Below are 25397 nucleotides of genomic sequence, written 5' to 3' on the forward strand. Positions count from 1 at the left end.
CGTATGAGCGAAAGCCGCACAGCCACACGACTGCGTCAACTCCGTTACAATCGTTCTAGTCGGTAACGCGCAACAGCTAGGCGGCCTTGCCGACCGCGAGGTCGAGCTGACGCTCCGTCAATGCCGCCCCGCGCGGCTTCATCCGCTCCACCTGCAGGATCGCCAGCGTCAGAACCACGATCGCGACCGCCTGATGCGTCAGCGCCAGATCGATCGGCACCTGATGCAGCAGCGTGAGAATGCCGAGTGCTGCCTGCACCGCGATCGATGCTGCCAGCCACAGCGCGCCATTGACGACGGCGTTCCCTGCCCGCGCGCGGATCGCATCGACCACATGCCAGATTGCGAGTGCGAACAACACATAGGCGGTCATGCGATGCTGGAACTGAACCGTCAGCGTGTTGTCGAACATGTTGCGCCACCACGGGTCCTCGAAGAACAGCCGCGATACCGAGGGGATCAGCGCGCCGTCGATCTCCGGCCAGGTATTGAACACGCGGCCGGCACGAAGGCCTGCGACCAGCGCGCCGAAATAGATCTGCAGGAACGTCAGCCCCAACAACACCCAGCTCGTCACGCGCAAGCGACTTGCCGCCAGTACCGGCGCACGGTCGCCGAGCCGCCGCAGCGTCCAGACGATGGCGGCGAAGATGATCAGCGCCAGCATCAGATGCACAGCCAGACGATATTGCGAGACCTCGACACGATGGGTCAGGCCCGACGCCACCATCCACCAGCCGACGAAACCTTGCAGGCCGCCGAGCGCAAAGATGCCCCACAGCCGTTTCTTCAGTTCCGAGGTCAGCACACCGCGCCACAGGAAGAACAGGAACGGCAACAGGAACACCATGCCGATGACGCGGCCGAGCAGACGATGGCTCCATTCCCACCAGAAGATGGTCTTGAACTCGTGGAGCGTCATGCCGGAATTGAGCTCGCGATATTGCGGGATCTGCTTGTAGGCCTCGAAGGCCGCGATCCAGTGCGATTCATCGAGCGGCGGAATGGCGCCGGTCACCGGCTTCCATTCGACAATCGACAGGCCGGACTCGGTGAGCCGCGTCGCGCCGCCGACCAGCACCATCGCCACGATCATCGCGGCGACGGCAATCAGCCACCAGCGCACCGGGCGTAATTCCTTCGGGCGAGTTTGGGACGGAGCGGTCATTGCAGGGATCTCGGGAACAGCCGCAAAATCAGCGCCAAAATCAGCGCCTTGAATGAAATTTCGAGCCCCTTATAGTCCGCCCGCGAAGGCCTGCAAAGTTGGGCACTTTGCCTACCCCGATCTCAGACCGACTTTGGACCGCACATTTCCGTCATGACCATCCGCACCCGCAAATTCTTCGGAACCATCTTTCTGCTGATCCTCGTGGTGGTGTGGTCGCTGCTCGGCATGACCATCGCGCAGACCCCCTGGCTGGCCAATAACGGCTGGCTGCAGGCAGCCTTCTATGTCATCGCCGGTCTCGGCTGGGTGCTGCCGGCGATGCCGATCATCAGCTGGATGGGCAAGGCCGATCCGGAACAGGACGTCGGCTGAAATCGTAGGATGGGTAGAGCGCCGGCGCGCAGCGCTGGAGCGAAACCCATCATGCCAGCGTGAAGCGATGGGTTTCGCGAAGACGCTCTACCCATCCTACGCTTGCTAGCGCCCCGCCCCGGCGCCGAGCATCACGCCCGACAGCATTACGCGCAAGACACGCAACGATTGTCGGCGGCCGTCCCAGGCGAGCCGCGGCAGCGCATGCAGATCCGATCCACCATTAACCTCGATGACGCCGGGGAGCGATGTCACGGCACTGGCAAAGCCGGCCTGCGCCACCATCGCGACGTGCCGCTTGTCGAACGAGGCTTTATCGCCGAACGGATAGGCGAAATGTCGTGGCTCATAGGGCAGCGCAGCTTGCGCCACGGCCCGCCCCATGGCGATCTCGCGCGACGCCGCGCTGTCGCCGAGATTGGCGAGCGCCGGATAGTTGACCGTGCTGCTGCCGATGGTCGCCCGCGGATTCCCCGCAAACGTGGCCACATCGTCCCAATGCGTCGCAGCATGATGTGACAGGGTCGCACTATCGACCGAATAGCGTTTGCAGAGATCGTCCGCCGCGACGGCCAGTTCGTGCGGCGGCAACGTCCGCAGCCAGCTATCGAGATAATAGTAGGCGCGATATTTGTCAGCGACCGAGGCGGTTTCGAAATGCCGCTGCCGGTGATCGATGATCAGGCTGATGCGATCATGCGTTGCGATCGCCTGCTCCAGCGCCAGCCACCACATGGCGCCAAGCCCGTCGGCAAATGCACTCGGCAGATAGAGTGTGAACGGCACCTCATGCGCCTGAAGCAGCGGATAGGCGAAATCGACGAAGTCGCGGGTGCCGCCATCGAAGGTCAACGCCACGAAGCGCCGTCCTGTATGGGGTGAGCTGGCGCGGCGACACACCTCGTCCATGCCGACGATATCGACGGGCCAGCGCTTCAGCGCGCGGATCGTGCGGTCGAGAAACCACGGTGTGATCTCGTGGGCTTTCAGCGGCTGGAATGCATCCTGCCGCGGCGGTCGCACGCGTTCGAATTTGAGGATGATACCGGCACCGCCCCGGCTGCGTTCCAGCAGACGGTGCATGCCGCTGAGATAGGTCAGCTCGAAACCCAGCGCCAACAGCCAACCGGTCTTGTATGACACCGCAGATTCCCCCAAGCGGCGTCATGCCTCTCGCCAGTCGGCTATTGTCATTACTGTTTGTTGACATTTCTTTGCAAAGGTCGCCCCAAACCTGAAAATCTAAACAAAATCTGAAACAGGCTCGCGATGACCATGGCTGCTGTGATGGAAACACCTGTGGCGATGGCAACTGCGAGCCGCATCGCACACGTCGATGTAATCAGCGATTTCAGCGCTGCCGAAGCCATCTGGCGCAGCCTTGAGACGTCCGAACAGCTCTCCACGCCCTATCAGCGCTTCGACTTCCAGTCGGCCTGGCAGACCCATATCGGCGTCCACGAAGGCCTGAAGCCCTTCATCGTCGTCGCCTATGACGCCGCGCATCAGCCGCTGATGTTGTTGCCGCTCGCCGTGAGCCGCGAAAACGGCATGCGCGTCGCCGGCTATCTCGGCGGCAAGCACGTCACCTTCAACATGCCGCTGTTCCGCCGCGACTTCGCGGCGCAGGCGACAAAGGCAGATATCGACGCCTTACTGCGCGGAATTCAAAAGCACACCGAGACGGTCGACGTCCTCGCGCTGGTCCGTCAGCCCAAAAGCTGGATCGGCATTGACAATCCGCTCGCGCTTTTGCCGAGCCAGGCCTCGACCAATGACTGCCCGGTGCTGAAGATGGTGCCCGGCGAAGCGGCGACCGATCGGATCAGCAATTCGTTCCGCAAGCGCCTGAAGACCAAGGAAGGCAAGTACCGAAATCTTGCCGGCTATCGCTACATGCACGCGAAGACGGAGGCCGAGGTCACACGCGTGCTCGATGCCTTCTTCGCCATCAAGCCGCTGCGCATGGCCGAACAGAACCTGCCCAACGTCTTCGCCGAGCCCGGCGTCGAAGCCTTCATCCGCCAGGCCTGCGCGACGCCGCGGGCGGATGGCTACACCATCGATATCCACGCGCTCGCATGCGACGAGGAAGTGATCGCGATGTTCGCCGGTGTCGCCGACGACAACCGCTTCTCGATGATGTTCAACACCTACACCATGTCGGAGAATGCCAAATACAGCCCCGGCCTGATCCTGATGCGCACCATCATCGATGCCTATGCCGAGCGCGGCGTGACCTCGCTGGATCTCGGCATCGGCGGCGACGATTACAAGCGGATGTTCTGCAAGGATGACGAGCCGATCTTCGACAGTTTCGTGCCGCTCACCACGCGCGGCAGGCTCGGCGCCATGGGCCTGTCATCCTTCGCCCATGCCAAGCGGATAGTGAAGCAGACACCTGCCCTGCTGCAGATGGCGCAAATGCTGCGCCACGCGTTTCAGCGGTAACGAATACCTTCAATTGGCAATTGAAACGACGTCATGCCCGGGCTTGACCCGGGCATCCACGTCTTAGTCGTTGCGTTGAGGCGAAGGCGTGGATGGCCGGGTCAAGCCCGGCCATGACGAGGGTTCGTCGACTACGCCGCAAACACGCGGCCGCCCGGCCCGACCGGGTCGTTAGCCGGCGGCGTTGAGCGCAACATCTTCACATCGGCGAAGCCAACGGCCTTGAGCTGTTCGGCCATCAGCTCGCGCGCATCCATGCTCATGGTCACTTCCGGCACCACCACGGCACGGGCCTGATCGGTCAGAAGTCCCGCCGGGAGATCGGCCGCGGTGCCGGCGTCCAGCAGCACGTGATCGTAGACGCGCAGCAGCGCATCGAGCGCCATGGTCAGGCGCGGCGACTGCAACAGCGAGCGATCGGCGCCGGCGCGGCCGGCTGCGACCATATGCAGGCCCGACATCCGGTCCTTGGTGATGACCTGGCCGAACGACGCCTCGCCCAGCATCAGTTCCGCCAGTCCGGGCGCGCGCGGATCGTTCGACACGGCTTCCAGCGTCGGCGACGACGAGGCCAGATCCACCAGTACCACTTTCGCATCGCGCGACAGGATGCGCGACAGGGTCAGCGCGGTGAGCGCGATGTTATCATTGTGGCCGGTGCCGAGGATCGTGATCTTGCGCGCCGATTTGCCAGCCGCACGGAATTCCTGGGCAAGCTGTTCGATTTCGCTGACGCCAGCGGCCAGTTCGGGATGGGTATCGCGCACCACGGGCTGCGGCACGGCAACGGGAGCCGGCTCAGGCACGATGCCCGGCGCAACGACAGTTTCCGACTCACGTACGGCAGGCACCTGATCCACGAACGGCTTAAAAGCCGGCTCGGTGACGCGGGCCTGCGCAACAGGCGCGGTTGGTGCAGCAGCGCGCGGCGCGGTCATGCGCAGCAGCTCGCTGGTGACGATGCCACCGGCGGTCAGCATCAGCGTGGCGAGCGTCGCGATCAGCACGATCGGGAGTTTCTTCGGATAGGCCGGCGTGTTGGACACGATAGCGCGGGAGATGATGCGACCATCGGTCGGCGCCGCCTCGATATTCTCACGCGTGGACGCCTCGCGGTATTTCGCCAGATAGGACTCGAGCAGATCGCGCTGCGCCCTCGCCTCGCGCTCCAGCGCCCGTAACTGCACATCCTGGCCGTTGCTGGACGTTGCCTGACGCTTCAGCTGTTCGAGATTGTTGGTGAGGCCATCGACGCGGCCGCTGGCAATGCGCGCATCGTTCTCGAAGATGCGCGACAGTTTCGCGGCTTCGTCGCGCAATTGCTTGTCGAGATCGCCGAGCTGGGCCCGCAGCTCCTTGATGCGCGGATGCGCGTCGAGCAGCGTCGAAGACTGTTCGGCGAGCTGCGCACGCAGCGTCACGCGCTGCTCGGACAGCCGACGGATCAGGTCGGAATTCAGCACTTCCGAAAATTCGATCGGCTTGCCGGTCTGCAGCATGTCCTTGATGAGCCGCGCCTTCGATTCGGCATCGGACTTCAGCGAACGCGCATTATTGAGCTGACTGTTGATCTCGCCGAGCTGCTGGTTCGAGAGCGACGTATTGTTGGTGCCGATGAACAGGCTGGACTTGGAGCGGAATTCCTCCGCGCGCGCTTCCGCCTCGACGACCTTCTTGCGCAGGTCATCGATCTCACCGGACAGCCATTGTCCGGCCGATCGTGCCTGGTTCTGCCGCGCATTCTGCTGCATCACCAGATAACCGTCGGCGATGGAATTGGCGACGCGGGCGGCAAGCTCGGGATCGCGCGACTGGAATTCAACGACCATGACGCGCGACTTGTCGACCGCATAGGCCGTCAACCGCTCGTAATAGGCATCGAGTACGCGCTCTTCAGGCGTCATCGAGAACGGATCGCGGCCAATGCCCATCAGGCCGAGCAGCGACCGCCATGGCTGCGCACCCTGCAACACCGGATCGAATTCCGGACGCTCCGCAAGCTTGTTCTTCTTGATGATCTCGCGGGCGAGATCGCGCGACAGCAGCAGTTGCACCTGGCTGGTCACGGCTTCCGCATCGAGAGAGGTGCGCTCTTCGTTGCGCTCGCCGCTGGGTCGCAAGAAAACGTTTTCACGCCCGTCGATCAAAATGCGTGCTTCCGACTTGAAGCGCGGCGTGATCATGTTGACGATGACGAGGGAGCCGACAAGTGCCAGCACCGTCGGAACGAGGATCCACATCTTGCGGCGGATGAGTGCCTGCCACAGCGCGCGCAGGTCGAGGTCGCCGAGATCGGGCGCCGGCGCAGCGATCACGCGTTCTGCTTTCTTCTCCGGATTTTTGCGAGAAACCGGGTTTGGCATGGTTGGCGCCTTGATGGCCCGTTCGACCGACGCATCACCCTTGCCTGCACGCCAGAATGCCAAACGCATCGCCTACCCCACCCAAACGCCACTGCGTCTACTCAACGGAATCGATTAAAGACGATTAAGGTTGCCGCGCGGTTAATTGGCAGGCTGATACCGGGACGTTGCAGCGGATGCCTGAATCCACACGGTTTTTTAACGACGAAGGCTCTTATTGGATTCAATTGCTTCAGGGATTTTTCCGATGTGCGTCCCAGCTCCCGGCGACGCCCTCCTCGTCAGCGAATGCCGATTCTGATCATGAGCGCACCTTCGGACAAGCCGCTTCGCATCCTGCACGCTGTCCGCGCGCCGGTCGGCGGCATCTTTCGCCACATCATCGATGTCGCCAACGGCCAGGCCGATCGCGGCCATGAAGTCGGCATCGTCGCCGACAGTCTGACCGGCGGCGACCGCGCCCACGAGGCACTGGCCGAGATCGCCCCACGCCTGAAACTGGGCACCTATCGCCTGCCGATCCACCGCGAGCCACATCCGGGCGACGTGCTGGTCTGGATGCAGTTCATGCGCCTCGTCAGCCGGCTGAAGCCAGACGTGTTGCACGGCCACGGCGCCAAGGCCGGCGCCTTCGTGCGCCTGAAGGCAAAGTCGAACAGCGTCATCCGCATCTACACGCCGCATGGCGGTTCGCTGCATTATCCGCAAAATACGGCGAAAGGCGCCTTCTACAGCCGCCTCGAACGCGCGCTGATGAACCGCACCGAACTGTTCCTGTTCGAGAGCGCATTCGCCCGCGACACCTATCAGCGCATGATCGGCACACCGTCAGGCCTCGTGAAATGCGTGTTCAACGGCGTAACATCTGGCGAATTCGACCCCGTCGAGCCCGCCGATGACGCCACCGATATCTGCTATGTCGGCGAGTTCCGCCGCATCAAGGGCGCGGATCTGCTGGTCGATGCCGTCGCGCGCCTGCGTGCCGACGGCCAGCCCGTCACCCTGACGCTGGGCGGCGACGGCGAAGAGACCAACGCATTGAAGGCTCAGATAACGCGCCTCGGTCTCACCGACGCCGTACGCTTCATCGGCCATGTCAAACCGCGTTACGGGTTTTCGAAAGGACGCCTGCTGGTGGTTCCATCGCGCGGCGACTCGATGCCCTATGTCGTGATCGAGGCCGCCGCCGCGGGCATTCCGATGATCGCCGCCAATGTGGGCGGCATTCCGGAAATCTTCGGGTCGCACACCTCCGCCTTGTTCCAGTCGAACAATGTCGACGCCATGGCTGCGGCGATCAAAACTGCTCTCGATGACATCGCCGCCGCGCGCGCCCGTGCACAATTGCTCCGTGAGCGCATCGCGGAACATTTCTCGCAGGATGCGATGGTCGAGGGCGTCATCGAAGGCTATCGCAGCGCATTTGCGAAACGTTAACTCTCCTTAACCTGTAACCAAATCTTCCGATTTGTCCGGTAATTCTCACGAAAAGCGGTAGGCTTGACGTGCGACATCGCATGCCAGCGCAACAACGGACATTTCACCTTGGACCCGATCAACGCACGTTCAATGATCGACGCGGCCGCGACGGACGCGCCCGGCGAACGCCGGTTCGAACGTCGTCGCAGACTGACGCCCGCGGCTCTCGCCGTCGCCGATCAGAAGGTGCGCGCCGCCTACTCGCCCGTCGTCATCACCGGCGTCGTACGCGTGGTCGATTTCCTGATGCTCAGCATCATCGGCATTGCGCTCAACCTGCTCTATGTCGCGCCAGAAGCTGGCTTCAGATGGGAATACTTCGCTGCGATCGTCGCGATGGCGGCTGCTGCTGTGGTGTGTTTCCAGTCTGCCGATATCTATCAGGTGCAGGTCTTCCGCGGCCACATCAAGCAGCTCACGCGCATGATGTCGGCATGGGCCTTCGTGTTCCTGCTGTTCATCGGCGTCTCGTTCTTCGCCAAGGTCGGCGGCGCGGTGTCGCGTGTCTGGCTGTCCTCGTTCTTCTTCGTCGGTCTCGTCGCCCTGATCGCGGAACGCGCCGTCGTGCGTGCGCTGATCAAGCGCTGGGCCCATCAGGGACGGCTCGACCGCCGCACCATCATCGTCGGCGCCGATTCCAATGGCGAGACGCTGATCAGGGACCTCAATGCCCAGGAAGATTCCGACATCCAGATCCTCGGTGTGTTCGACGACCGTAACGACAAGCGCTCAATGGACACGATCGCGGGCGCGCCGAAGCTCGGCAAGGTCGATGACATCATCGAATTCGCACGGCGCACCCGCGTCGATCTCGTGCTGTTCGCGCTGCCGATCTCGGCCGAGACGCGCATTCTGGAAATGCTGAAGAAGCTGTGGGTGCTGCCGGTGGATATCCGCCTCTCGGCGCATACCAACAAGCTGCGCTTCCGCCCGCGCTCCTATTCCTATCTCGGCAAGGTGCCGACCCTCGACGTGTTCGAGGCGCCGATCACCGACTGGGATCTGGTGATGAAGTGGCTGTTCGACCATATCGTCGGCGGCCTGATCCTGATCGCCGCACTGCCCTTCATGGCGCTGGTGGCCATCGCCATCAAGCTCGACAGCCCCGGCCCGGTGCTGTTTCGGCAGAAGCGCTTCGGCTTCAACAACGAGCGCATCGACGTGTTCAAGTTTCGCTCGCTCTATCACGACCAGGCTGACCCGCTGGCCAAGACCGTCGTCACCAAGGGCGACAAGCGCGTCACCCGCGTCGGCCGCTTCATCCGCAAATCCTCGATCGACGAATTGCCGCAGCTCTTCAACGTGGTGTTCAAGAACAACCTGTCGCTGGTCGGGCCCCGGCCCCACGCCGTTCAGCAGAGGGTGCAGAGCCAGCTGCTGGACGAGGCCGTCGACGGCTATTTCGCTCGCCACCGCGTCAAGCCCGGCATCACCGGCTGGGCGCAGGTCAATGGCTGGCGCGGCGAAGTCGACAGCGAGGAGAAACTGCAGAAGCGCGTCGAATTCGATCTCTACTACATCGAGAACTGGTCAGTGCTGTTCGACGTCTACATCATGCTGAAAACACCGGTTTCAATGCTGACGAAGAACGAGAACGCGTATTGAGGCAGGCCTCAGCCTCTGCCTTACACCACTCGTCAACCCTGCCTGCGTAGAGTGATGCCGCCATGAGCACTCACGCGACTGCCGATCATTACATCGCCTCGCCCGCGGCGCCTCCCGCCGTGGTGACGCTGCAGCGCGCGCTGCTGTGGGCGATGGGTTTTGGCGGCGCCATCGTCTTCATCGAGCCGAGCCCCTTCGAGATCGCCACGCTCACGGCGATGGTCGTATTCTTCGCGTCGGGCCTGCGCATGCGGCTGGTGTTCATGCCGCTGCTGATCCTGCTGTTCCTGGTCAATCTCGGCTACACGATCTGCGCCGCCTATCTGCTCGACAAGGCGCCAATCGTGAACTGGATCCTGACCTCCTGGTACATGGCCATCATGGCGATCTTCGTCGCACTGGTGATGTCCGAGGACACGCTGGCGCGCATCGATCTGTTGCGCCGCGGCCTGATCGTCGGCGCACTGGTGGCATCGCTGGCCGGCATCCTGGGCTATCTGCATCTGATCCCCGGCGCGGAGATGTTCACGCTCTACGGCCGCGCCGCCGGCACGTTCAAGGATCCCAACGTGCTCGGCGCATTCCTCGTGCTGCCGGCACTGTTCTGCCTGCAGAGCGTCGTCAGCGACGGTTTCGGTCGCTCGCTCCGCAGCGCCATTGCACTCGGCATCATTGCGCTCGCCGTCCTGCTCGCCTTCTCCCGCGCCGCCTGGGGCCTGCTGGCGATCACCTCGGCCTTCATGCTGATGCTGATGGTGCTGACCAGCCAGTCCAACAAACAGCGCTCGCGCATCGTCATCATGGCGCTGGCGGCCGTCGCCGTCGTGGCGCTGGTGATCGTGATCCTGCTGCAGTTCGACTTCATCGCCGACATGTTCAAGCAGCGCGCCTCGTTCGATCAGAAATATGACGAAGGCCGCTTCGGTCGTTTCGGCCGGCATGTGCTGGGCGCGCAGATGGCGCTCGATCTGCCCTTCGGAATCGGCCCGCTGCAATTCACGCGCTTCTTTCCGGAAGACACCCACAACTCCTATCTCAACGCCTTCATGTCTGGCGGCTGGATCTCCGGCGTGTGCTATCCCGCGCTGGTGTTCATCACGGCGCTACTCGGCTTCCGCTACATCTTCGTCCGCGTGCCATGGCAGCGCGCCTATCTCGCGGTGTTCGCAGCCTATCTCGGGACAGTCGGTGAAGCCTTCATCATCGACACCGACCACTGGCGCCACTTCTGGATGATGCTCGGCATCATGTGGGGCATGTTCGTCGCCACGCAGCAATATATGGCCACGGCGCAATTGCGTGCGGCGTCTGCGCAGCCGGGCACGGTCTGACAAGGTCACAAACGAAAACAGCCCCGCTTGCGCGAGGCTGCTTTGTCAAACCATAGACGTCCGTTAGCGAACGATCACAGTCTTGGTGCGCGAACCGCGGCGATCCCAGCCATGATGGCGGTGACCGTAGTCGCGGCGCACATAGGCGCGGCTCTGGCGATAGCCATGGCCGCGATGGTAGCCACGATCCTGATGGTGATAACCACCGCCGCCGATCTGCACATTGATGCCCTGCGCAGACGCGGGGCCTGCAGGTGCTGCGACATAGAGAACGGCCGCAGCCGCCAGCAAAGCCAGTTTCTTGATCATGACAATTTATTCCTTCCTTTAAAAGTATCGCGGGACAAGCCATTACCGCCCGGAAGGTTCCGCACGAAATGAAGCACATCGACAAAGGACCCGCGCATGTTCGAGCCGTGCCAGATTCTCTTGTGATTTGCGATGGACATCCATCATCAAAGGGAACACGCGAGGAACTGAGCTGTTCTCTTCGCATGACACAGCAAGCAAAGAACCGCGCCTTCGACAAACAGCCGAAGCCCGATCAGAAAATTCCGCCGGCCGGCCCGCACGACAAGCCGGAACTGACCGACGAGAACAAGACGCCCGGCAGCGGCGTCTTGCCTGACAAGGATCACAAGGAAGTCGAAGGCCCGACGGGATGACGCGATCGGTCATCATGTCGTCACGCATCGACGTTAGACATTTATTAACCTTCTCGACTCACTGTGGAGTCAAGGAAGCGCAGACCGGATGTACGTCTGCGTTTGATGGCTCGGAGTTCGCTCCGGGCCATTATCTTTTCTGGACCCACCATGAGCTGCGAGATGATCGACGCTGCACGCGCATCTCGCTTTCGGTTGCAACGCGTAAAGCGGAACGCCGCTCGCTGATCACGCGATATTATTCGTTCCCTTATCGCGGCAAAATTTGTGGTCGATATGCCATGAATCGGAACTGAACCTTCAAAACACCGACACGTTGACTTCTCGATACGAAGGAGAAGCAGCATGAAGAAGACAGCACTTATTCTTGCCACCGTCGCTGCCGTCGGCGCGGCGTCGATCGCATCGAAACCCGCAGAGGCCCGTGGCGGCCGCGGCGCGGCGATCGGACTCGGCATTGCAGCCGGCGCATTGGCGGCAGGTGCCTATGGCGCTTACGGCCCCGGTTACGGATATGGTTATGGCCCGCTCCATTACGGCCCGCGTTATGCTTATGGTCCGCGCTACGGTTACGGCGACGGCTACTATGGCGGTCCCCGCTACTATCGCAGCTACGGCTACTACTAAACGCGGCTGATTGAATTGACGAAGGCCCGGAGCATATGCTCCGGGCCTTTTTCACCATCTCCAGCGTTCGCGCGCATCGCTGCTGCGTTGTCGCAAGGCTTCAGTTACGCAGTGGGCTAGATACCAAACAGCCAAACAGCCGTGATGGTCGCAACCACCGCTAACCCGCTGATGGTCCAGCCACCGTAGTAGCCGATATCATCGTCATGCCGGATCTCCGACGGGCCATCTGCGGTATGCCAGTGACTTGCCATGCGAGCCTCCTGTTTTCAGGATAATCGGCCCGATGGCCAAGAGTTCCATTGGCCAAAAAAAGACATGTCGGCGCCACCTGCCTGGCCGCCCTTCCAAAAACGACAGCGGGATTCGTGGCCACCGGCGATCTGTGGCCAAAGGGTCACGACGGCAAGGATTCATTAAGGAGTGCGGCTGGGGCAATTGACGGAACCCGGAGCCGGGAGAAGTCTAATGTTTTCAGCGTAGAGTAGATATTATGTTAGAGATTATTGTCCTCGGCTTCCTTGCCTGTGCAGCAGCTTATGTCGGGCTTCTCTGGTTCGCCGGACGGAAAGACGACGTGATTCACGGTGATTTTGTCGAACCGAAATCGTAAGGCCGGCGTCACGCGCGTTTGATCGAGGCCGCCCGATCCAGGCGGCACCGCTCGCGTGCGAGACTACTAATATCTTGAAATGATTTGGAAAAATGGTCGGAGCGAGAGGATTCGAACCTCCGACCCCTAGTCTCCCAGACTAGTGCGCTAACCGGGCTGCGCTACGCTCCGATGGGGCATCGTGTAGCTTCGATCCGTCCGAGGCGCAAGAAGGCTGAGCGGATTGAAACGGATTGGTTGTGGGACGGCGGCTAGCCGTCCTTCATCGCCGTATCGAGCGCCCGGCGCGCCGCCAGCAGCTCCTCGAGCACGGCTTCGAGCCGTTCGCGCTCCAGCCGGCGCTGCGGGTTCGGCCTTGCGGCCGGGACCGCAGCCGCTCTTGCGCTCTGCGTCGGAGCGGACATCGCCGGTTCGGGCCGCGCCACGCCAGGATTTGCCAATACGGGGTTTGCCCGCGACGGCGGCCGCTGCAGCTGTGGATCCACACGCGGCGACGTCGATGTCATCGGAGGTTCGCGGCGGCCGGCGACGGGAGCAGCAGCTTCCTCCTCGTCTTCTTCCTCAGCCTCTTCGTCTTCACCCTCTTCGCCGTCGTCCTCGTCGCCCTCTTCTTCCTCGTCCTCGGCGCCTTCGGCGTCAGCCTCGTCTTCGGCTTCTTCCTCGATCTCCTCGTCGCGTTCAGCCTCGTCCTCGGCCTCTTCTTCCTCGTGATCTTCTTCGATCACGGGACGCTTCGCCTGGACGCGCGGCGCGATGGCGGCAGACGTCGGCGCGAAGCTCGGCGCAGCGTGGCCGTCGACAAGCCCCTGCACCGACTTGATGCCGTTCTCTTTCAGAATTCGTTGCACACCGCGGATGGTATAACCTTCGCCGTAGAGCAACCGACGGATGCCGCGCAGCAGATCGACATCGTCCGGACGATAATATCGCCGGCCGCCGGATCGCTTCATCGGTTTGATTTGAGTGAACCGCGTTTCCCAGAACCGCAGAACATGCTGCGGTATATCGAGATCGTCAGCGACCTCGCTTATGGTTCGAAACGCATCCGGCGCTTTGTCCAAGTGCAGGATCCCTGTGGTTCGCCAAGTCTTTATTTAAGCGTGTGTCGCTAGTCAGTCGTCGTGATCTTTACCGTTGCCAACTGCGGTACTGTCGCCATTGATCCGCTGTTTCAGGATCGCCGACGGCTTGAATACCATCACTCGCCGCGGCGAGATCGGTACTTCTGTGCCCGTCTTCGGATTGCGGCCGATGCGCTCGCCTTTTTTGCGCACCATGAAGGAGCCGAACGACGACAGCTTCACTGTCTCGCCCTTCTCCAGACAATCCGTAATTTCTTTCAAAACCAGTTCAACAAACGCGGACGACTCCGTGCGCGAGAGACCTACCTTTTGGTAGACCGCTTCGCACAGATCAACGCGTGTGACTGTTTTTCCCGTGCCCGTCATCGCCTGCCCCAACTACTCTCGGCGAACCAAATTCGCGTCAGAAATTAGGAGGTTAACGCGCTCCGGTCAACAGTCACCATCGATGCAAAGGCATGGAAAATCATGACAATTTGAGATGTTGTCGATCTGCATCATCACCGGCGCATCACCAGCGAATGAGTGCAGACCCCCAGGTGAAGCCGCCGCCCATGGCTTCGAGCAAGACAAGGTCGCCCTTCTTGATGCGGCCGTCGTTGACCGCCACCGATAGTGCGAGCGGAATCGACGCCGCCGACGTGTTGCCATGAAGGTCCACGGTCAGCACCACCTTTTGCGGTGCAATATGCAGTTTGTGCGCGGACGCATCGATAATGCGCTTGTTGGCCTGATGCGGCACGAACCAGTCGATGGTTTCGGCGCTGGCGCCGGTGGCTTTGAATGCATCGACGATCACGTCGGTGATCATACCCACCGCATGTTTGAAGACCTCGCGGCCTTCCATGCGCAGGTAACCCACTGTCTGCGTCGAGGACGGGCCGCCATCGACGAACAGCTTTTCCTTGTGCCGACCATCCGAGCGCAGATGCGTGGTCAGCACGCCGCGATCGCTGGCTTCGCCGGGCTGGGTCTGTGCTTCCAGCACCACTGCACCGGCGCCGTCGCCGAACAGCACGCAGGTTCCGCGATCGGTCCAGTCGAGAATGCGCGAGAACGTCTCCGCGCCGATCACCAGCGCGCGCTTGCCGGCGCCGGTGCGCAGCAGGCTGTCGGCGGTGGTCAATCCAAAGATAAAGCCGGAACACACCGCCTGCAGGTCGAAGGCTGCGCCATGGGTGATGCCGAGCGCGTTCTGCACCGCAACGGCCGTTGCCGGGAACGTATTGTCCGGGGTCGAGGTCGCCAGCACGATCAGGTCGATGGACTGCGCATCGACGCCGGCATTGGCCAGCGCCGCCTGCGCGGCCTTGATCGCCAGATGCGAGGTGAACTCGCCGTCGGCAGCGATGTGGCGCTGCTTGATACCGGTGCGCTGGACGATCCACTCGTCCGACGTGTCGACCTTGGATGCCAGTTCGGCATTGGTCAGGATCCGCTCCGGCAGGTAAGAGCCGCAGCCGAGCACGACCGAACGTATCGCAGTCACGAGACAGCCTCCTGCGCAGCCGGGCTCGCAGGGAGCGCTTGGCCGTCGCGGTTGAGCATTTGATTGATCTTGGTGAGAAGGTCGTAGCGGACCATGTCGTAACCGACATCCACCGCATAGGCGAAACCGTCGGCATTGGTGCCACCGTGGCTCTTCACCACGATGCCGCGCAGGCCGAGAAACACCGCGCCGTTGGACTTGTTGGGATCGACCTTGTCGCGCACCGCCTTGAAGGCGTTCTTGGCGAACAGGTAGCCGATGCGCGAGCGCCAGGTACGGGCCATGGCATTGCGCAGATATTCGGCGAACTGGCGCGCGGTGCCTTCGGCCGCCTTGAGCGCGATATTGCCGCTGAAACCTTCGGTGACGATCACGTCGGCATCGCCGCGGCCGATGCCGTCGCCTTCGACGAAGCCGATGAATTCCAGCTGCGGCAGATTGGCGGTGCGCAGCAGTTCGGCGGCATCGCGGATTTCGTCGCCGCCCTTGATTTCCTCGACGCCGATATTGAGCAGGCCGACCGTTGGCCGCGCCAGATCGAACAGCGCGCTGGCCATGGCGCTGCCCATGACAGCGAGAGTCTTCAGGTGGTTGGCGTCGCCGCCGATGGTGGCGCCGAGATCGAGCACGACGGAATCGCCGCGTGTGGTCGGCCAGATCGCGGCCAGGCCGGGACGCTCGATACCGTCAAGCATGCGCAGGCAAAAGCGCGCCATCGCCATCAGCGCACCGGTATTGCCGGCGGAGATCGCGACATCGGCCTCGCCCTTCTTCACCGCCTCGATCGCCAGCCACATCGACGAGACCTTGCGGCCACGGCGCAGCGCCTGGCTCGGCTTGTCATGCATGCTGACGGCAACGTCGGTATGGATCACCTTCGATACAGCCTTCAGTGCCGGATGATTGGCGAGTTCTTTCTCGATCAGCGCGCTGTCACCGAACAGCAGGAACTCGCTGTCGGGATGCCGGGTCAACGAAATCGCGGCGCCGGGAATGACCACCGATGCGCCGATGTCGCCACCCATGGCGTCTAGCGCGATGCGAACCTTTTTCGGCATGGACGTTCCGGAAACCTGTCTCTTGCGGCCTGTGACGCTCGTGGCCGCGGACGAAGTCTGCCGCATTTGGCAGCAGACGGCGAAGTTATGGCATTAACCCGATTTCGGCCGGGGACAATAGCGTTTCCGTGACCCGATACAACATCTTGACCGGTCGCTTTTGTCCCGCCAGCCGCACGGGGCGTGGAATCGGACCTCGGTCTCAGCCCTTCCCGGGCTTTTTGGATTTGGGCGTCTCAGGGGCGGTTTTCAGCGCTTTCAGGGCCGCAAACGGGTGCTCTTCCGGGTCCGGAACCTCGACCACCGGCTCGAACACGGCATCGGGCTTACGGGGATACGGGTCCAGCCCCAGAAACAGCGCGTCGGTCGCCAGTTTGCCGAGGTCGATGAAGCCGTTTTCGATCGGCTCCGGCGGATCCGGGGTCTCCTCGTCGCTCTCGACGTCCTCGTCCACCGATTCGGCGAGTTCGCGAATCTGCGATGGCGGCGCGAAAATCACGTCGATCTCTTCCTCGAAATCGGCAGCCAGTGGGTCCAGCGTCACCACGCAGGTCTGCTCGACCTTGCCCCAGATGCGACCGGTCACATGCACCGTACCGCCCTTCACGGGGCTCAGCAGGAGTTCGCCTTTCACGGCGCCCACGCTGACGAGGCCGCCGAGTTCGGCGATCCGCTTGCGCTCCTCGGGCGTGGCCTCGATGTCGCGCGCCAGCCCCGTTTCCGGGATCTGGATCACGGCGATGGGCACGCTCCAGGGCGGCGTGAGATCCACGGTGCGGTCGGGTTTGTTCATGTCGTTACCAAGGTCTCCGCAGGCGACGGGAAATGCCACGCGCCTGATGTCAGTGTCGTTGCATCCAGCGTGCCCAGACGGGCATTCGCCGCTTCGACATAAACAGCGAGACGCCGGGCGTTCTCGATGTCCATGCCGTTATAGATATTCTTCGACAGCGCCGCCGCCAGAGGCTCCCTGCCCGCGCCAAGCGCTGCGTCATAGGCGCCTGTCCGGCCGTAAAACGCGTCGCCGAATTCCCGCATTTTCTTCGGCACCTTCATGTCGCTGGTGCCGAGTTCGCGCAGGTTATCGTCCATATCGCCGCAGAACCTGTCGAAAAGTCCCTGCGACAACTCATCCTTGGGACTCATCCGGCGCAGCACCAGCCACAAGTGCAGCAGCAACATATCGAAACGCCCGTTTACCGTATCCGGGGCTCCCAAGTCCCGATAAAACAAGGGTTCTCGCGCCTGCGCCACGATCATGCCATAGATGGCTTCAATGGTGCCGCGCAACGGCGCCGGGGGCTTTCTGAAGTGACTGAACGGCCAGACCATCTTGGGTTCCTCAGGCGGGCCCCTCGGGCACGCGCATGTTGCATTCAGAGGTTCTGCCCGGTACGTCAACGCCTTCCGGGATGCAAGTCTTTCGGAAGCAAGGCCTTCCCGAGAATCAAGAGGATGGGACCCCCTCCGCTATGACAATTTCGACCTCCATCAGCGCGAAGGCGCGGCTGACACGTGGCTGGCGCGGCATGCGCGCCGTACTCGCGGTCGCGGCCTTGTGCGTCACGCTGGGCGCCTGCGCCGAGCAATTCCAGAAGGGCTACATCCTGCCCCCCGGTGCGCTGGAGCAGATCCCGATCGGCGCCAGCCAGGATCAGGTCCTGATCGTGATGGGCACGCCCTCCACCGTCGCCACGCTATCGGGCGAAGTGTTCTATTACATCTCGCAGCGCGCCGAACGCGCCGTCGCGTTCATGCCGCAGAAGGTCACCGACCAGCGCGTCATCGCGATCTATTTCGACAAGAACCGCAAGGTGATCCGGCTCGCCAATTACGGCCTGCAGGACGGCAAGATCTTCGACTTCATCAGCCGCACCACGCCGACCTCCGGCCAGGAAATGAGCTACCTCACGCCGCTGTTCAAGCTGATCAGCTTCCGCTAGGCGGAACTATCAAATCGCTGAATTGCAAAAGCCCCGCAGCACACGCTGCGGGGCTTTTCTTTACGCTGTGGCCAAGGTCGGCTTGCCCGCCACCATCTGCCTCACTACGATTTCAGCAAGATCAAAAACCAAAACGACACCATCGAGGGAAGAAGCTATGACCAATCTGGTTACCCGTCGCCGTGTACTCACCGGCGCCGCCGCGATCACCAGCGCCGCGATCCTGCCGCGCGCCAGTCTCGGCGCCGGCGAATGGAAGCCCACCGAAACCGTCCGCGTCATCGTGCCCGCCGCAGCCGGCGGCTCCACCGACGTAATGGGCCGCATGCTGGCCGCGCATCTGCAGCCGGTATGGGGCCAGTCGGTTGTGGTGGAAAACCGCTCGGGCGGCGGCGGCACCATCGGCACCGCCGAAGTCGCGCGTCTCAAGGGCGATGGCCACACCATCCTGGTCGGCAATCCCGGCCCCAACGCCATCGCCTACAGCATCTTCAAGAACCTGACCTACAAGAGCGATCAATTGCAGGCGGTCTCCAACATGATCAAGATTCCAAACATCGTCTGCGCGCATCCGAGCGTGCCGATCAAGACGATCCCGGAGCTGATCGCCTATATCAAGGCCAATCCGGACAAGCTGAACTATGGCTCGTCGGGCGTCGGCCAGAGCCCGCATCTCACCGGCGCATGGTGGCTGCAGCTCACCGGCTTGAAGATGCAGCACGTGCCGTTCCGCGGTGCAGGTCCCGCGCTGCAGGCGGCCCTCGCTGGCGACATCCAGATCCTGTTCGACAATCTCTATCCGTCGCTGCCCCAGGTGCTCGACGGCAAGCTCACCGGCCTTGCCGTCACCACGCAGCAGCGCAACGCGCAGGCGCCGAACGTCCCGGCGATGCGCGAGACCGCGCCTGAGCTGGAGAAGTTCGACGTGGCGTCATGGTTCGGCGTGTTCTATCCGAAGAGCACACCGACCGAAGCCGTGACCGCGCTCAATGAGCAGATCAAGGTTCTGCTCGGCACCGACGCGACCAAGAAGACTATCGCAGCCATGGGCGCCGTGTCGGACTACGGCACACCTCAGCAATTCCAGACCTTCGTCGAGGCCGAGACGGCCAAGTTCAAGACCATCATCGACAAGGAAGGCCTGCAGATGGAGGTGAAGTGAGGCGCGCCTCACCTCGCTCCATCTAAGTGATCTGAACGAAAACCCCGCGGCTCACACCGCGGGTTTTTTCCGTCTTACTTCTCTTCTTCCATGGCAAAGGCGACGTCGCCATTAGCCGAGAGCCGCACCTTGTCGCCCTCGACCTCGGCGACCAGACCGCCATCGATAAAGTGATGGTGACCCTTGTGGCTGCCCTCGCCGCTGTCCTTCTTGGTCAGCTTGATGCGATTGCCTTCGACCTTGTCGACGGTGCCGACGTGCACGCCGTCGGCGCCGATGACTTCCATATGTTCTTTGATCTTGCTGAGCGCGCTCATGTCGTATCCTCTGATGTGGGGAATACTGAACGTGCGGCTGGGCAATAGGTTCAATCGCGATCCGGTGAGATCGGCGTCCCGATCATGCGCCCTTGTTCATCTTCTTGATCTTGGCGTCCTGTGCCTCGATCGCCAGTGTCAATTCCATGATGGCCTTGGACAAAAGCTCGGTGGCCTCCTTCTGGTCCTGCGACTTGGCGGCGCGCAGCGCGTAGTTCTTGGCGGATGACAGCGACATTTGACGGTCCTCGTGATGATCCCGAGGGCGAATTAGCCGAAGGCGTCATTCGCTGCAATCGGGTCGAAATGGAGAGATTACGCAGCAGTCAACGGCGCTCCGCATTTGCGCTGATAACCGCGAATATCTCGTCGGCGGATGCCGGCGGCGTGACGCCAAAGGTCTCGTCGAGAACCTGCTGCAACTCCGCAGCGCTGCCGAGCACGCGTTCAGACACCGGTTCGCCGTCACGTCCCTCGGTCGTCAGGTGGCGATTGACCAGTTTATGACGCCGGCCGTTGCTGACGCGCTCCATCACCAGCGTCGAGGTGAAGGGCACGAAGGGACTGGTCGATGTGTACCAGTTGCCGAGCTCGTAATCCGACGGCAGTTGCGGCGCGAGGTCAAACACGTACATCGTCCGCCAGCCGTCCGCCCGCTTCGCGCTCAGCGACAACAGGCCATCGGCTTCAGTCAGCCGATAGGTCCCCATCGCCGTTTGCTGCTCGGTCCCCGCGAGGAGCCGTAGGGGTGCATCGAGTACGCAGGCGCCAAAGCCGGTATCGGCGAGATAGGGTCCGTCCGGAAGATCGACCTTCAGGAGCATGTGCGTCCTGGGGCCAAGCGGACTGTCCGGCGGCGCATTCCAACGCACCCGGGCGCCGAGGCCCGTGACCTTGAAGCCGATCGTCTCGAGCGCGGCCCGCAGCATCGCGTTCAGCTCATAGCAATAGCCACCACGTCGGCCCTCAATGAGTTTCTGCTGCAATGACGCCATGTCCAGTTTGACCGGCAGATGGAGAAACGGATTGAGACCCTCGAAAGGCAGCGCATTGATGTGAGCGACATGAATGGCCGTCAGTGTCGCCAGATCCGGCGCAACCGATCCGTCAAAGCCGATCCGCGCGAGATAGCGATCCAGCCGCAAAACATCCGTCATCATTTCTGCCTCTTCATCATCTCGCCACTGACATAGCCCATCCGACGGCAGCGGGCGACAACGTACCGCCCAAGCTCGTCATTCCCCGGCAAACCAATTGGTTTGCCTGAGGGCGTGCGTCGCCGGCGAAGCCGGCATAGCGCGAGCCTCGATCCACACTCGTCATTCCGGGGCGCACGAAAGCGGCGGAGCCGCTGTAGTGCGAACCCGGAATCTCGATGTGTTTGGCACGATCGGAGACTCCCATGTCGGGATTCCGGGTTCGGTCCCGTCGCCTGCGGCGCCGGTCCCGCCCCGGAATGACAGTGTGAGGCGGCAAGACAGCGCCTAAACATTTTTTCCTATCTCCCGTTGACAGCATCCCCAACTTGATTATATTCCCCTCCGTCCTGCCCCACCGAGAGGGGCGATCGCGATCGTCACGTTCGCGGGGCAGGATGCGGTGGACGCCGGAGATGCGGCGTCACGCGGTTCATGGGTGACGTCTGTCTTCGGGCAGGACGGATCTGCGCCAGCACTGCCACTGGCAAGGACACGGCCGACCTTGAGATGGAAAGACTCCCTGGACAGTGTGACGGACGACCAAGTCAAAACGCGTTCGGCTTACTTGCTTGAGGCTACCCTGTCCCTCCGCCCTGGGACATTAATTTTGGTGATGGGACCGTTCGCCATGGCAGATGTGCAGGCAACCGAAAAAACACCGTATGCGGAACGTCGGGCACTTGCTCGGCGCCTCCGAAAGTCCTGATGCACTCACAATTGCGGAAGACCGCATCGCATCAGGCCCAAGGGTGCAACGGGCACCCGGCGTTCCGCACGCCCTCTCACAAGGGGGCGGGAATGCAGCAGACGACGGCGCCCCCGCGCCGCAAACAATGGGGGCGATGACGCATGTCTGAAGATCAGTGGTTGTTTGACATTCGAAGAAGCTGAGACGCGCAGGCGGTCGCGATATCCCTCCCTCAAGCGGCGAAGCCGCGCAGTGGGGAGGGTCGGCCGATAGGCCGGGGTGGGGTCTCTCCCCACGTGAGAGCGGCGCCTGTTGTGCGACCCCACCCGTCACGTTTGTTCGCTCCGCTCTCAAACGCGCCACCCTCCCCGCTCGCTACGCTCGGGGGAGGGAAAAGGAAGAGCGCCGCTGCTCTACAACATCAAGCCGCCACGACCTCACGTGGCTGAGTGATCGCAATATGCTGGCAATGCGCCACGGGTGTCGTGCCATTGGCCACGATGATCGCATCGAGCTCGACGAACCGATGCCCCTTCTTCTCGTAATTGGCGGTCACCTTCGCCCGCGCGATCAACTCGTCATCGGTATTCGCGGTCGCCAGCAACTGCATCCTGCTGCCGACGTGAATCCACGGCCCGAGCAGCGCATTGTCCACCAGCACCTTGTTCATGATCCGCTGCAGCACGCCGGGATGCACGATACCCTCGCGCAAATACCGATCGTCGGCCTCGCGAACCTCACCCAGATATTCGGCAAGTCCATCCTCCGGCCAGACCCGCGGCGCCGTCCCGAGCCACTTGTCGAGCGCGTAGGAATTGGCATCCACCGGCAGCCGCTTCGACACAGCCGCCGTATCCGGGAATTTATCCAGCGACGGCACCACCGGGAAGGCCGTCAGCGATGCGGTCCCGGCCGCACGAATCTCGCCGCCGCCCTCAACACTCAGCGCGAGCCCCTCGCCGGCTTCCTCGGCGATCACCTCGACTGTCTCGCCGTCATAGACCGGCTTGGTGAAACGGGCCTCGATCAGGCCACGCTCCAGAAAATCCCGTCCCCAGTGCTGCACCGGCGGATGGATCATATAGGCCAGCACGTCGACGCCAGGCACCAATCCGCCGCTGAAGCCGAATTTCCGGGCGACAGAATCGTCATGCATCTTGTTTTCGGACTGTTTGGCGGTGTTAAACGCCTCAACACGGTACGGTTCGAGCCGTTTGGTCATGATTCCTCCCGAAAACTGCGCGAAATTGAGTGTTCGCCTTGGCAGGAGATGATACCCGTCACCATGTTCGAGGCAAGGCGACGGGCGGGGAACTGTCCCGCGTCAGCGCCACATCGCCCACCCGCAAATGACTGCCTTTTCGTGGAACTTGTGCTCCCTTGACCACACGCATCTATATCGACGCCGACGCCTGCCCGGTCAAAGACGAGATTTACCGCGTCGCCGCCCGCTTCAGCCTGCCCGTCAGCGTGGTCGCCGGAAACTTCATCCGGGTGCCTGACGATCCCCTGATCGAGCGGATTGCCGCAGGTTCGGGCATGGATGCGGCCGACGACTGGATTGCGGAACGCGCCCAGAAGGGCGATATCGTGATCACGGCAGACGTTCCGCTGGCCAGCCGCTGCGTCAAGGCGGGCGCCGCGGTAATTGCCCCCAACGGCAAGCCGTTCACAGAACAATCCATCGGGATGACGCTCGCGGTACGCAACCTGATGACCGATTTGCGGTCGTCAGGCGAAATCACCGGTGGTCCCAAATCATTCGCGCCGCGCGATCGCTCGGCGTTCCTGTCGGCCTTGGATCAAACCATCCGCCGCATCCAGCGCGACCCGGCCTTTGCGCCCGCGCCGAAACAAAGTTGAACTGACCTTATGGCTCCTCCGCTTATCCAGCTGAAAGACATCTTCCTGACCTTCGGCGGCACGCCGCTGCTCAACGGCGTCGAACTGTCGGTGTCGCAAGGCGAGCGCGTCTGCCTGATCGGCCGCAACGGCTCCGGCAAGTCGACGCTCCTCAAGATCGTGGCGGGGATCGTCGAAAACGACAAAGGCAGCCGCTTCGTGCAGCCCGGTGCCACCGTCCAGTATCTGCCGCAGGAGCCGGACTTCTCCGGCTATGCGACGACGCTCGCTTATGTCGAGGCCGGCATGGGCGACGGCCACAACATCTATCAGGCGCAGTATCTGCTCGAACAGCTCGGCCTCACCGGCCACGAGGATCCAAACAACCTCTCCGGCGGCGAAGCGCGCCGCACGGCGCTGGCCCGCGTGCTGGCGCCCGAGCCGGATATCCTGCTGCTCGACGAGCCCACCAACCATCTCGATCTCACGACGATCGAATGGCTCGAAGGCGAACTGGCCAGCCGGCGCTGCGCGCTGGTGCTGATCAGCCATGACCGCCGCTTTCTCACCAATCTGTCGCGCGCCACCGCCTGGCTCGATCGCGGCCAGATCCGCCAGATCGATCGCGGCTTCTCGGCCTTCGAACAGTGGCGCGATGACGTGCTGGCGGAAGAAGAGCGCGACCAGCACAAGCTCGACCGCAAGATCGTCAATGAAGAACACTGGCTGCGCCACGGCGTCTCCGGCCGCCGCAAGCGCAACGTCAAGCGCCTCGCCGGCCTGCATGAACTGCGCGCGCAGCGCCAGGACTATCGCGGCGCCGCGGGCAACGCGACGCTCGCCGCCGCCGAGGCCGAGAAGTCGGGCAAGCTGATCTTCGAAGCGAAGAACATCTGCCGCACCTATGGTGACCGCAAGATCGTCGACGACTTCTCGATCCGCGTGCAGCGCGGCGATCGCATTGGTGTGGTCGGTCCGAACGGTGCGGGCAAGACCACGATGATCAATATGCTGACCGGCACCGAGCCGCCGGATTCAGGCACCATCCGCTTCGGCGCCAATATCGAAATGGCGACGCTGGACCAGCATCGCGAAAGCCTCAACCCGAAGACCACGCTGGCGGAAGCCCTCACCGGCGGCCGCGGCGACCATGTGATGGTCAACGGCCAGCCCAAGCATGTGGTCAGCTACATGAAGGACTTCCTGTTCTCGCAGGAGCAGATGCGCACGCCGCTCGAAGTGCTGTCCGGCGGTGAACGCGGCCGCTTGATGCTGGCTCGCGCATTGGCCAAACCATCAAACGTGCTGGTGCTGGACGAACCGACCAACGACCTCGATCTCGAAACCCTCGACGTGCTGGAAGAAATGCTCGGTGATTACGAAGGCACCGTCATCCTGATCAGCCATGACCGCGACTTCCTCGATCGCGTCGTCACCTCGGTGATCGTGCCGGAAGGCAACGGCAAGTGGATGGAATATGCCGGCGGCTATACCGACATGCTGGCGCAGCGCGGCGCCGACCTGAAGCGCGAGGCCAAGACCGAAGCCGTGGCGGCCAAGAGCAACGGCAGCAAGTCGGACGCGTCGAAGCCCGCCGGCAAGCGCAAGCTGAACTTCAAGGACAAGCACGCGCTGGAAACGCTGCCGAAGGCGATGGACAATCTGCGCTCCGAAATCGCCAAGCAGCAGCGCCATCTCGACGATCCCAACCTCTACAAGAAGGATCGCAAGAAGTTCGACACCGCGACCGCTGCGCTCTCCAAGGCGCAGAAGGAATTGCAGGATTCGGAAGAGCAATGGCTGGAGCTGGAAATGCTCCGCGAAGAAATCGAGAACGCGTAACTGTCAGTCGTCATTGCGAGCGAAGCGAAGCAATCCAGAGGCAACAAGCGAAGACTGAATTGCTTCGTCGCTTCGCTCCTCGCAATGACGGTGGAAAT

At 62.3% G+C, this 25397-nt stretch carries 25 protein-coding genes, 1 tRNA gene and 1 pseudogene; 11 read left to right on the top strand and 16 right to left on the bottom strand.

What is annotated here, in order from left to right:
* Nucleotides 1-76 precede the first annotated feature (76 nt).
* A complete protein-coding gene (locus BLW80_RS16725) occupies nucleotides 77-1168 on the bottom strand; it encodes a COX15/CtaA family protein (protein ID WP_093758796.1) in 1092 nt (363 codons plus the stop codon).
* A 153-nt stretch (nucleotides 1169-1321) separates the two neighbouring features.
* Between BLW80_RS16725 and BLW80_RS16730 the strand changes: the two genes are divergently transcribed.
* Entirely contained in the window at nucleotides 1322-1543 is a 222-nt protein-coding gene (locus BLW80_RS16730) for a DUF2842 domain-containing protein (RefSeq protein ID WP_093758797.1), read from the top strand.
* 105 nt (nucleotides 1544-1648) lie between these two features.
* Here BLW80_RS16730 and BLW80_RS16735 read toward each other — a convergent pair whose 3' ends face one another.
* Complete coding sequence (locus BLW80_RS16735) at nucleotides 1649-2686, bottom strand: polysaccharide deacetylase family protein (RefSeq protein WP_349633105.1); 1038 nt, start codon at nucleotides 2684-2686, stop codon at nucleotides 1649-1651.
* Nucleotides 2687-2812: 126 nt separating this feature from the next.
* Between BLW80_RS16735 and BLW80_RS16740 the strand changes: the two genes are divergently transcribed.
* Entirely contained in the window at nucleotides 2813-3994 is a 1182-nt protein-coding gene (locus tag BLW80_RS16740; protein WP_093758798.1) for a GNAT family N-acetyltransferase, read from the top strand.
* Between the two features lie 131 nt (nucleotides 3995-4125).
* On the opposite strand, the gene BLW80_RS16745 is transcribed toward BLW80_RS16740, so the two are convergent.
* Nucleotides 4126-6426, bottom strand: coding sequence for a GumC family protein (locus tag BLW80_RS16745; protein ID WP_093758799.1), 2301 nt, complete (start codon nucleotides 6424-6426; stop codon nucleotides 4126-4128).
* A gap of 234 nt (nucleotides 6427-6660) precedes the next feature.
* On the opposite strand from BLW80_RS16745, the gene BLW80_RS16750 reads away from it, so the two are divergent.
* The 3 genes from BLW80_RS16750 to BLW80_RS16760 all read left to right on the top strand — a co-directional run bounded on the left by BLW80_RS16750 (nucleotide 6661) and on the right by BLW80_RS16760 (nucleotide 10772).
* Nucleotides 6661-7794, top strand: coding sequence for a glycosyltransferase family 4 protein (locus BLW80_RS16750; protein WP_093759129.1), 1134 nt, complete (start codon nucleotides 6661-6663; stop codon nucleotides 7792-7794).
* 108 nt (nucleotides 7795-7902) lie between these two features.
* The gene (locus BLW80_RS16755) at nucleotides 7903-9441 is read left to right on the top strand and encodes an undecaprenyl-phosphate glucose phosphotransferase (RefSeq protein ID WP_170849686.1); all 1539 of its coding nucleotides are present in this window, start codon (nucleotides 7903-7905) and stop codon (nucleotides 9439-9441) included.
* A 62-nt stretch (nucleotides 9442-9503) separates the two neighbouring features.
* On the top strand, nucleotides 9504-10772 hold the full coding sequence (locus BLW80_RS16760) for an O-antigen ligase family protein (protein ID WP_093758801.1): 1269 nt from the start codon (nucleotides 9504-9506) through the stop codon (nucleotides 10770-10772).
* 63 nt (nucleotides 10773-10835) lie between these two features.
* Here the strand turns inward: BLW80_RS16760 and BLW80_RS16765 are convergent, their stop codons facing one another.
* Nucleotides 10836-11081, bottom strand: coding sequence for a hypothetical protein (locus BLW80_RS16765; protein ID WP_089264595.1), 246 nt, complete (start codon nucleotides 11079-11081; stop codon nucleotides 10836-10838).
* A 185-nt stretch (nucleotides 11082-11266) separates the two neighbouring features.
* Here BLW80_RS16765 and BLW80_RS30385 point away from each other — a divergent pair, with 185 nt between their 5' ends.
* Together BLW80_RS30385 and BLW80_RS16770 are read left to right on the top strand one after the other, a co-directional pair.
* A complete protein-coding gene (locus BLW80_RS30385) occupies nucleotides 11267-11437 on the top strand; it encodes a hypothetical protein (RefSeq protein ID WP_170849687.1) in 171 nt (56 codons plus the stop codon).
* A 345-nt stretch (nucleotides 11438-11782) separates the two neighbouring features.
* Nucleotides 11783-12064, top strand: coding sequence for a hypothetical protein (locus tag BLW80_RS16770; RefSeq protein WP_093758802.1), 282 nt, complete (start codon nucleotides 11783-11785; stop codon nucleotides 12062-12064).
* 116 nt (nucleotides 12065-12180) lie between these two features.
* Here BLW80_RS16770 and BLW80_RS30390 read toward each other — a convergent pair whose 3' ends face one another.
* The 8 genes and pseudogenes from BLW80_RS30390 to BLW80_RS16805 form a co-directional block, all read right to left on the bottom strand.
* On the bottom strand, nucleotides 12181-12318 hold the full coding sequence (locus tag BLW80_RS30390) for a hypothetical protein (RefSeq protein WP_165826964.1): 138 nt from the start codon (nucleotides 12316-12318) through the stop codon (nucleotides 12181-12183).
* A 452-nt stretch (nucleotides 12319-12770) separates the two neighbouring features.
* Nucleotides 12771-12848, bottom strand: a tRNA-Pro gene (locus tag BLW80_RS16775).
* 574 nt (nucleotides 12849-13422) lie between these two features.
* Nucleotides 13423-13738, bottom strand: a pseudogene (locus BLW80_RS31000) (MerR family transcriptional regulator); the annotation flags it as partial.
* A gap of 51 nt (nucleotides 13739-13789) precedes the next feature.
* A complete protein-coding gene (locus BLW80_RS16785; protein WP_068730933.1) occupies nucleotides 13790-14125 on the bottom strand; it encodes an integration host factor subunit alpha in 336 nt (111 codons plus the stop codon).
* Between the two features lie 145 nt (nucleotides 14126-14270).
* Nucleotides 14271-15248, bottom strand: a complete 978-nt coding sequence (locus BLW80_RS16790; RefSeq protein WP_068730934.1) for a beta-ketoacyl-ACP synthase III — start codon at nucleotides 15246-15248, stop codon at nucleotides 14271-14273.
* Entirely contained in the window at nucleotides 15245-16306 is a 1062-nt protein-coding gene (plsX, locus tag BLW80_RS16795; protein WP_093759130.1) for a phosphate acyltransferase PlsX, read from the bottom strand. Before plsX ends, BLW80_RS16790 begins: the two co-directional genes overlap by 4 nt.
* A 202-nt stretch (nucleotides 16307-16508) precedes the next feature.
* Complete coding sequence (locus tag BLW80_RS16800) at nucleotides 16509-17099, bottom strand: YceD family protein (protein ID WP_093758804.1); 591 nt, start codon at nucleotides 17097-17099, stop codon at nucleotides 16509-16511.
* Nucleotides 17096-17638 carry a ubiquinol-cytochrome C chaperone family protein gene (locus BLW80_RS16805; RefSeq protein ID WP_093758805.1) on the bottom strand — a complete coding sequence of 181 codons (543 nt, stop codon included), beginning with the start codon at nucleotides 17636-17638 and terminating at the stop codon, nucleotides 17096-17098. Before BLW80_RS16805 ends, BLW80_RS16800 begins: the two co-directional genes overlap by 4 nt.
* A 140-nt stretch (nucleotides 17639-17778) precedes the next feature.
* On the opposite strand from BLW80_RS16805, the gene BLW80_RS16810 reads away from it, so the two are divergent.
* A complete protein-coding gene (locus BLW80_RS16810; protein WP_170849688.1) occupies nucleotides 17779-18249 on the top strand; it encodes an outer membrane protein assembly factor BamE in 471 nt (156 codons plus the stop codon).
* Between the two features lie 157 nt (nucleotides 18250-18406).
* On the top strand, nucleotides 18407-19411 hold the full coding sequence (locus BLW80_RS16815; protein ID WP_093758806.1) for a Bug family tripartite tricarboxylate transporter substrate binding protein: 1005 nt from the start codon (nucleotides 18407-18409) through the stop codon (nucleotides 19409-19411).
* Nucleotides 19412-19485: 74 nt separating this feature from the next.
* On the opposite strand, the gene BLW80_RS16820 is transcribed toward BLW80_RS16815, so the two are convergent.
* From BLW80_RS16820 to BLW80_RS16830, 4 genes are all read right to left on the bottom strand, one after another.
* Entirely contained in the window at nucleotides 19486-19728 is a 243-nt protein-coding gene (locus BLW80_RS16820; RefSeq protein ID WP_089264607.1) for a DUF2171 domain-containing protein, read from the bottom strand.
* 82 nt (nucleotides 19729-19810) lie between these two features.
* Nucleotides 19811-19966, bottom strand: a complete 156-nt coding sequence (locus BLW80_RS30395) for a hypothetical protein (RefSeq protein WP_165826963.1) — start codon at nucleotides 19964-19966, stop codon at nucleotides 19811-19813.
* An 88-nt stretch (nucleotides 19967-20054) separates the two neighbouring features.
* Nucleotides 20055-20888: an arylamine N-acetyltransferase family protein gene (locus BLW80_RS16825; protein WP_349633106.1), complete on the bottom strand. Its 834-nt coding sequence runs from the start codon at nucleotides 20886-20888 to the stop codon at nucleotides 20055-20057.
* 1148 nt (nucleotides 20889-22036) lie between these two features.
* Entirely contained in the window at nucleotides 22037-22837 is an 801-nt protein-coding gene (locus tag BLW80_RS16830; RefSeq protein ID WP_093758807.1) for a hotdog family protein, read from the bottom strand.
* A 158-nt stretch (nucleotides 22838-22995) separates the two neighbouring features.
* Here BLW80_RS16830 and BLW80_RS16835 point away from each other — a divergent pair, with 158 nt between their 5' ends.
* Both BLW80_RS16835 and BLW80_RS16840 read left to right on the top strand, forming a co-directional pair.
* The gene (locus BLW80_RS16835) at nucleotides 22996-23478 is read left to right on the top strand and encodes a YaiI/YqxD family protein (RefSeq protein ID WP_093758808.1); all 483 of its coding nucleotides are present in this window, start codon (nucleotides 22996-22998) and stop codon (nucleotides 23476-23478) included.
* A gap of 9 nt (nucleotides 23479-23487) precedes the next feature.
* Entirely contained in the window at nucleotides 23488-25299 is a 1812-nt protein-coding gene (locus BLW80_RS16840; protein ID WP_093758809.1) for an ABC-F family ATP-binding cassette domain-containing protein, read from the top strand.
* Nucleotides 25300-25397: the final 98 nt, after the last annotated feature.

Source organism: Tardiphaga sp. OK245 (assembly GCF_900108575.1).
Taxonomy (GTDB): Bacteria; Pseudomonadota; Alphaproteobacteria; order Rhizobiales; family Xanthobacteraceae; genus Tardiphaga; species Tardiphaga robiniae.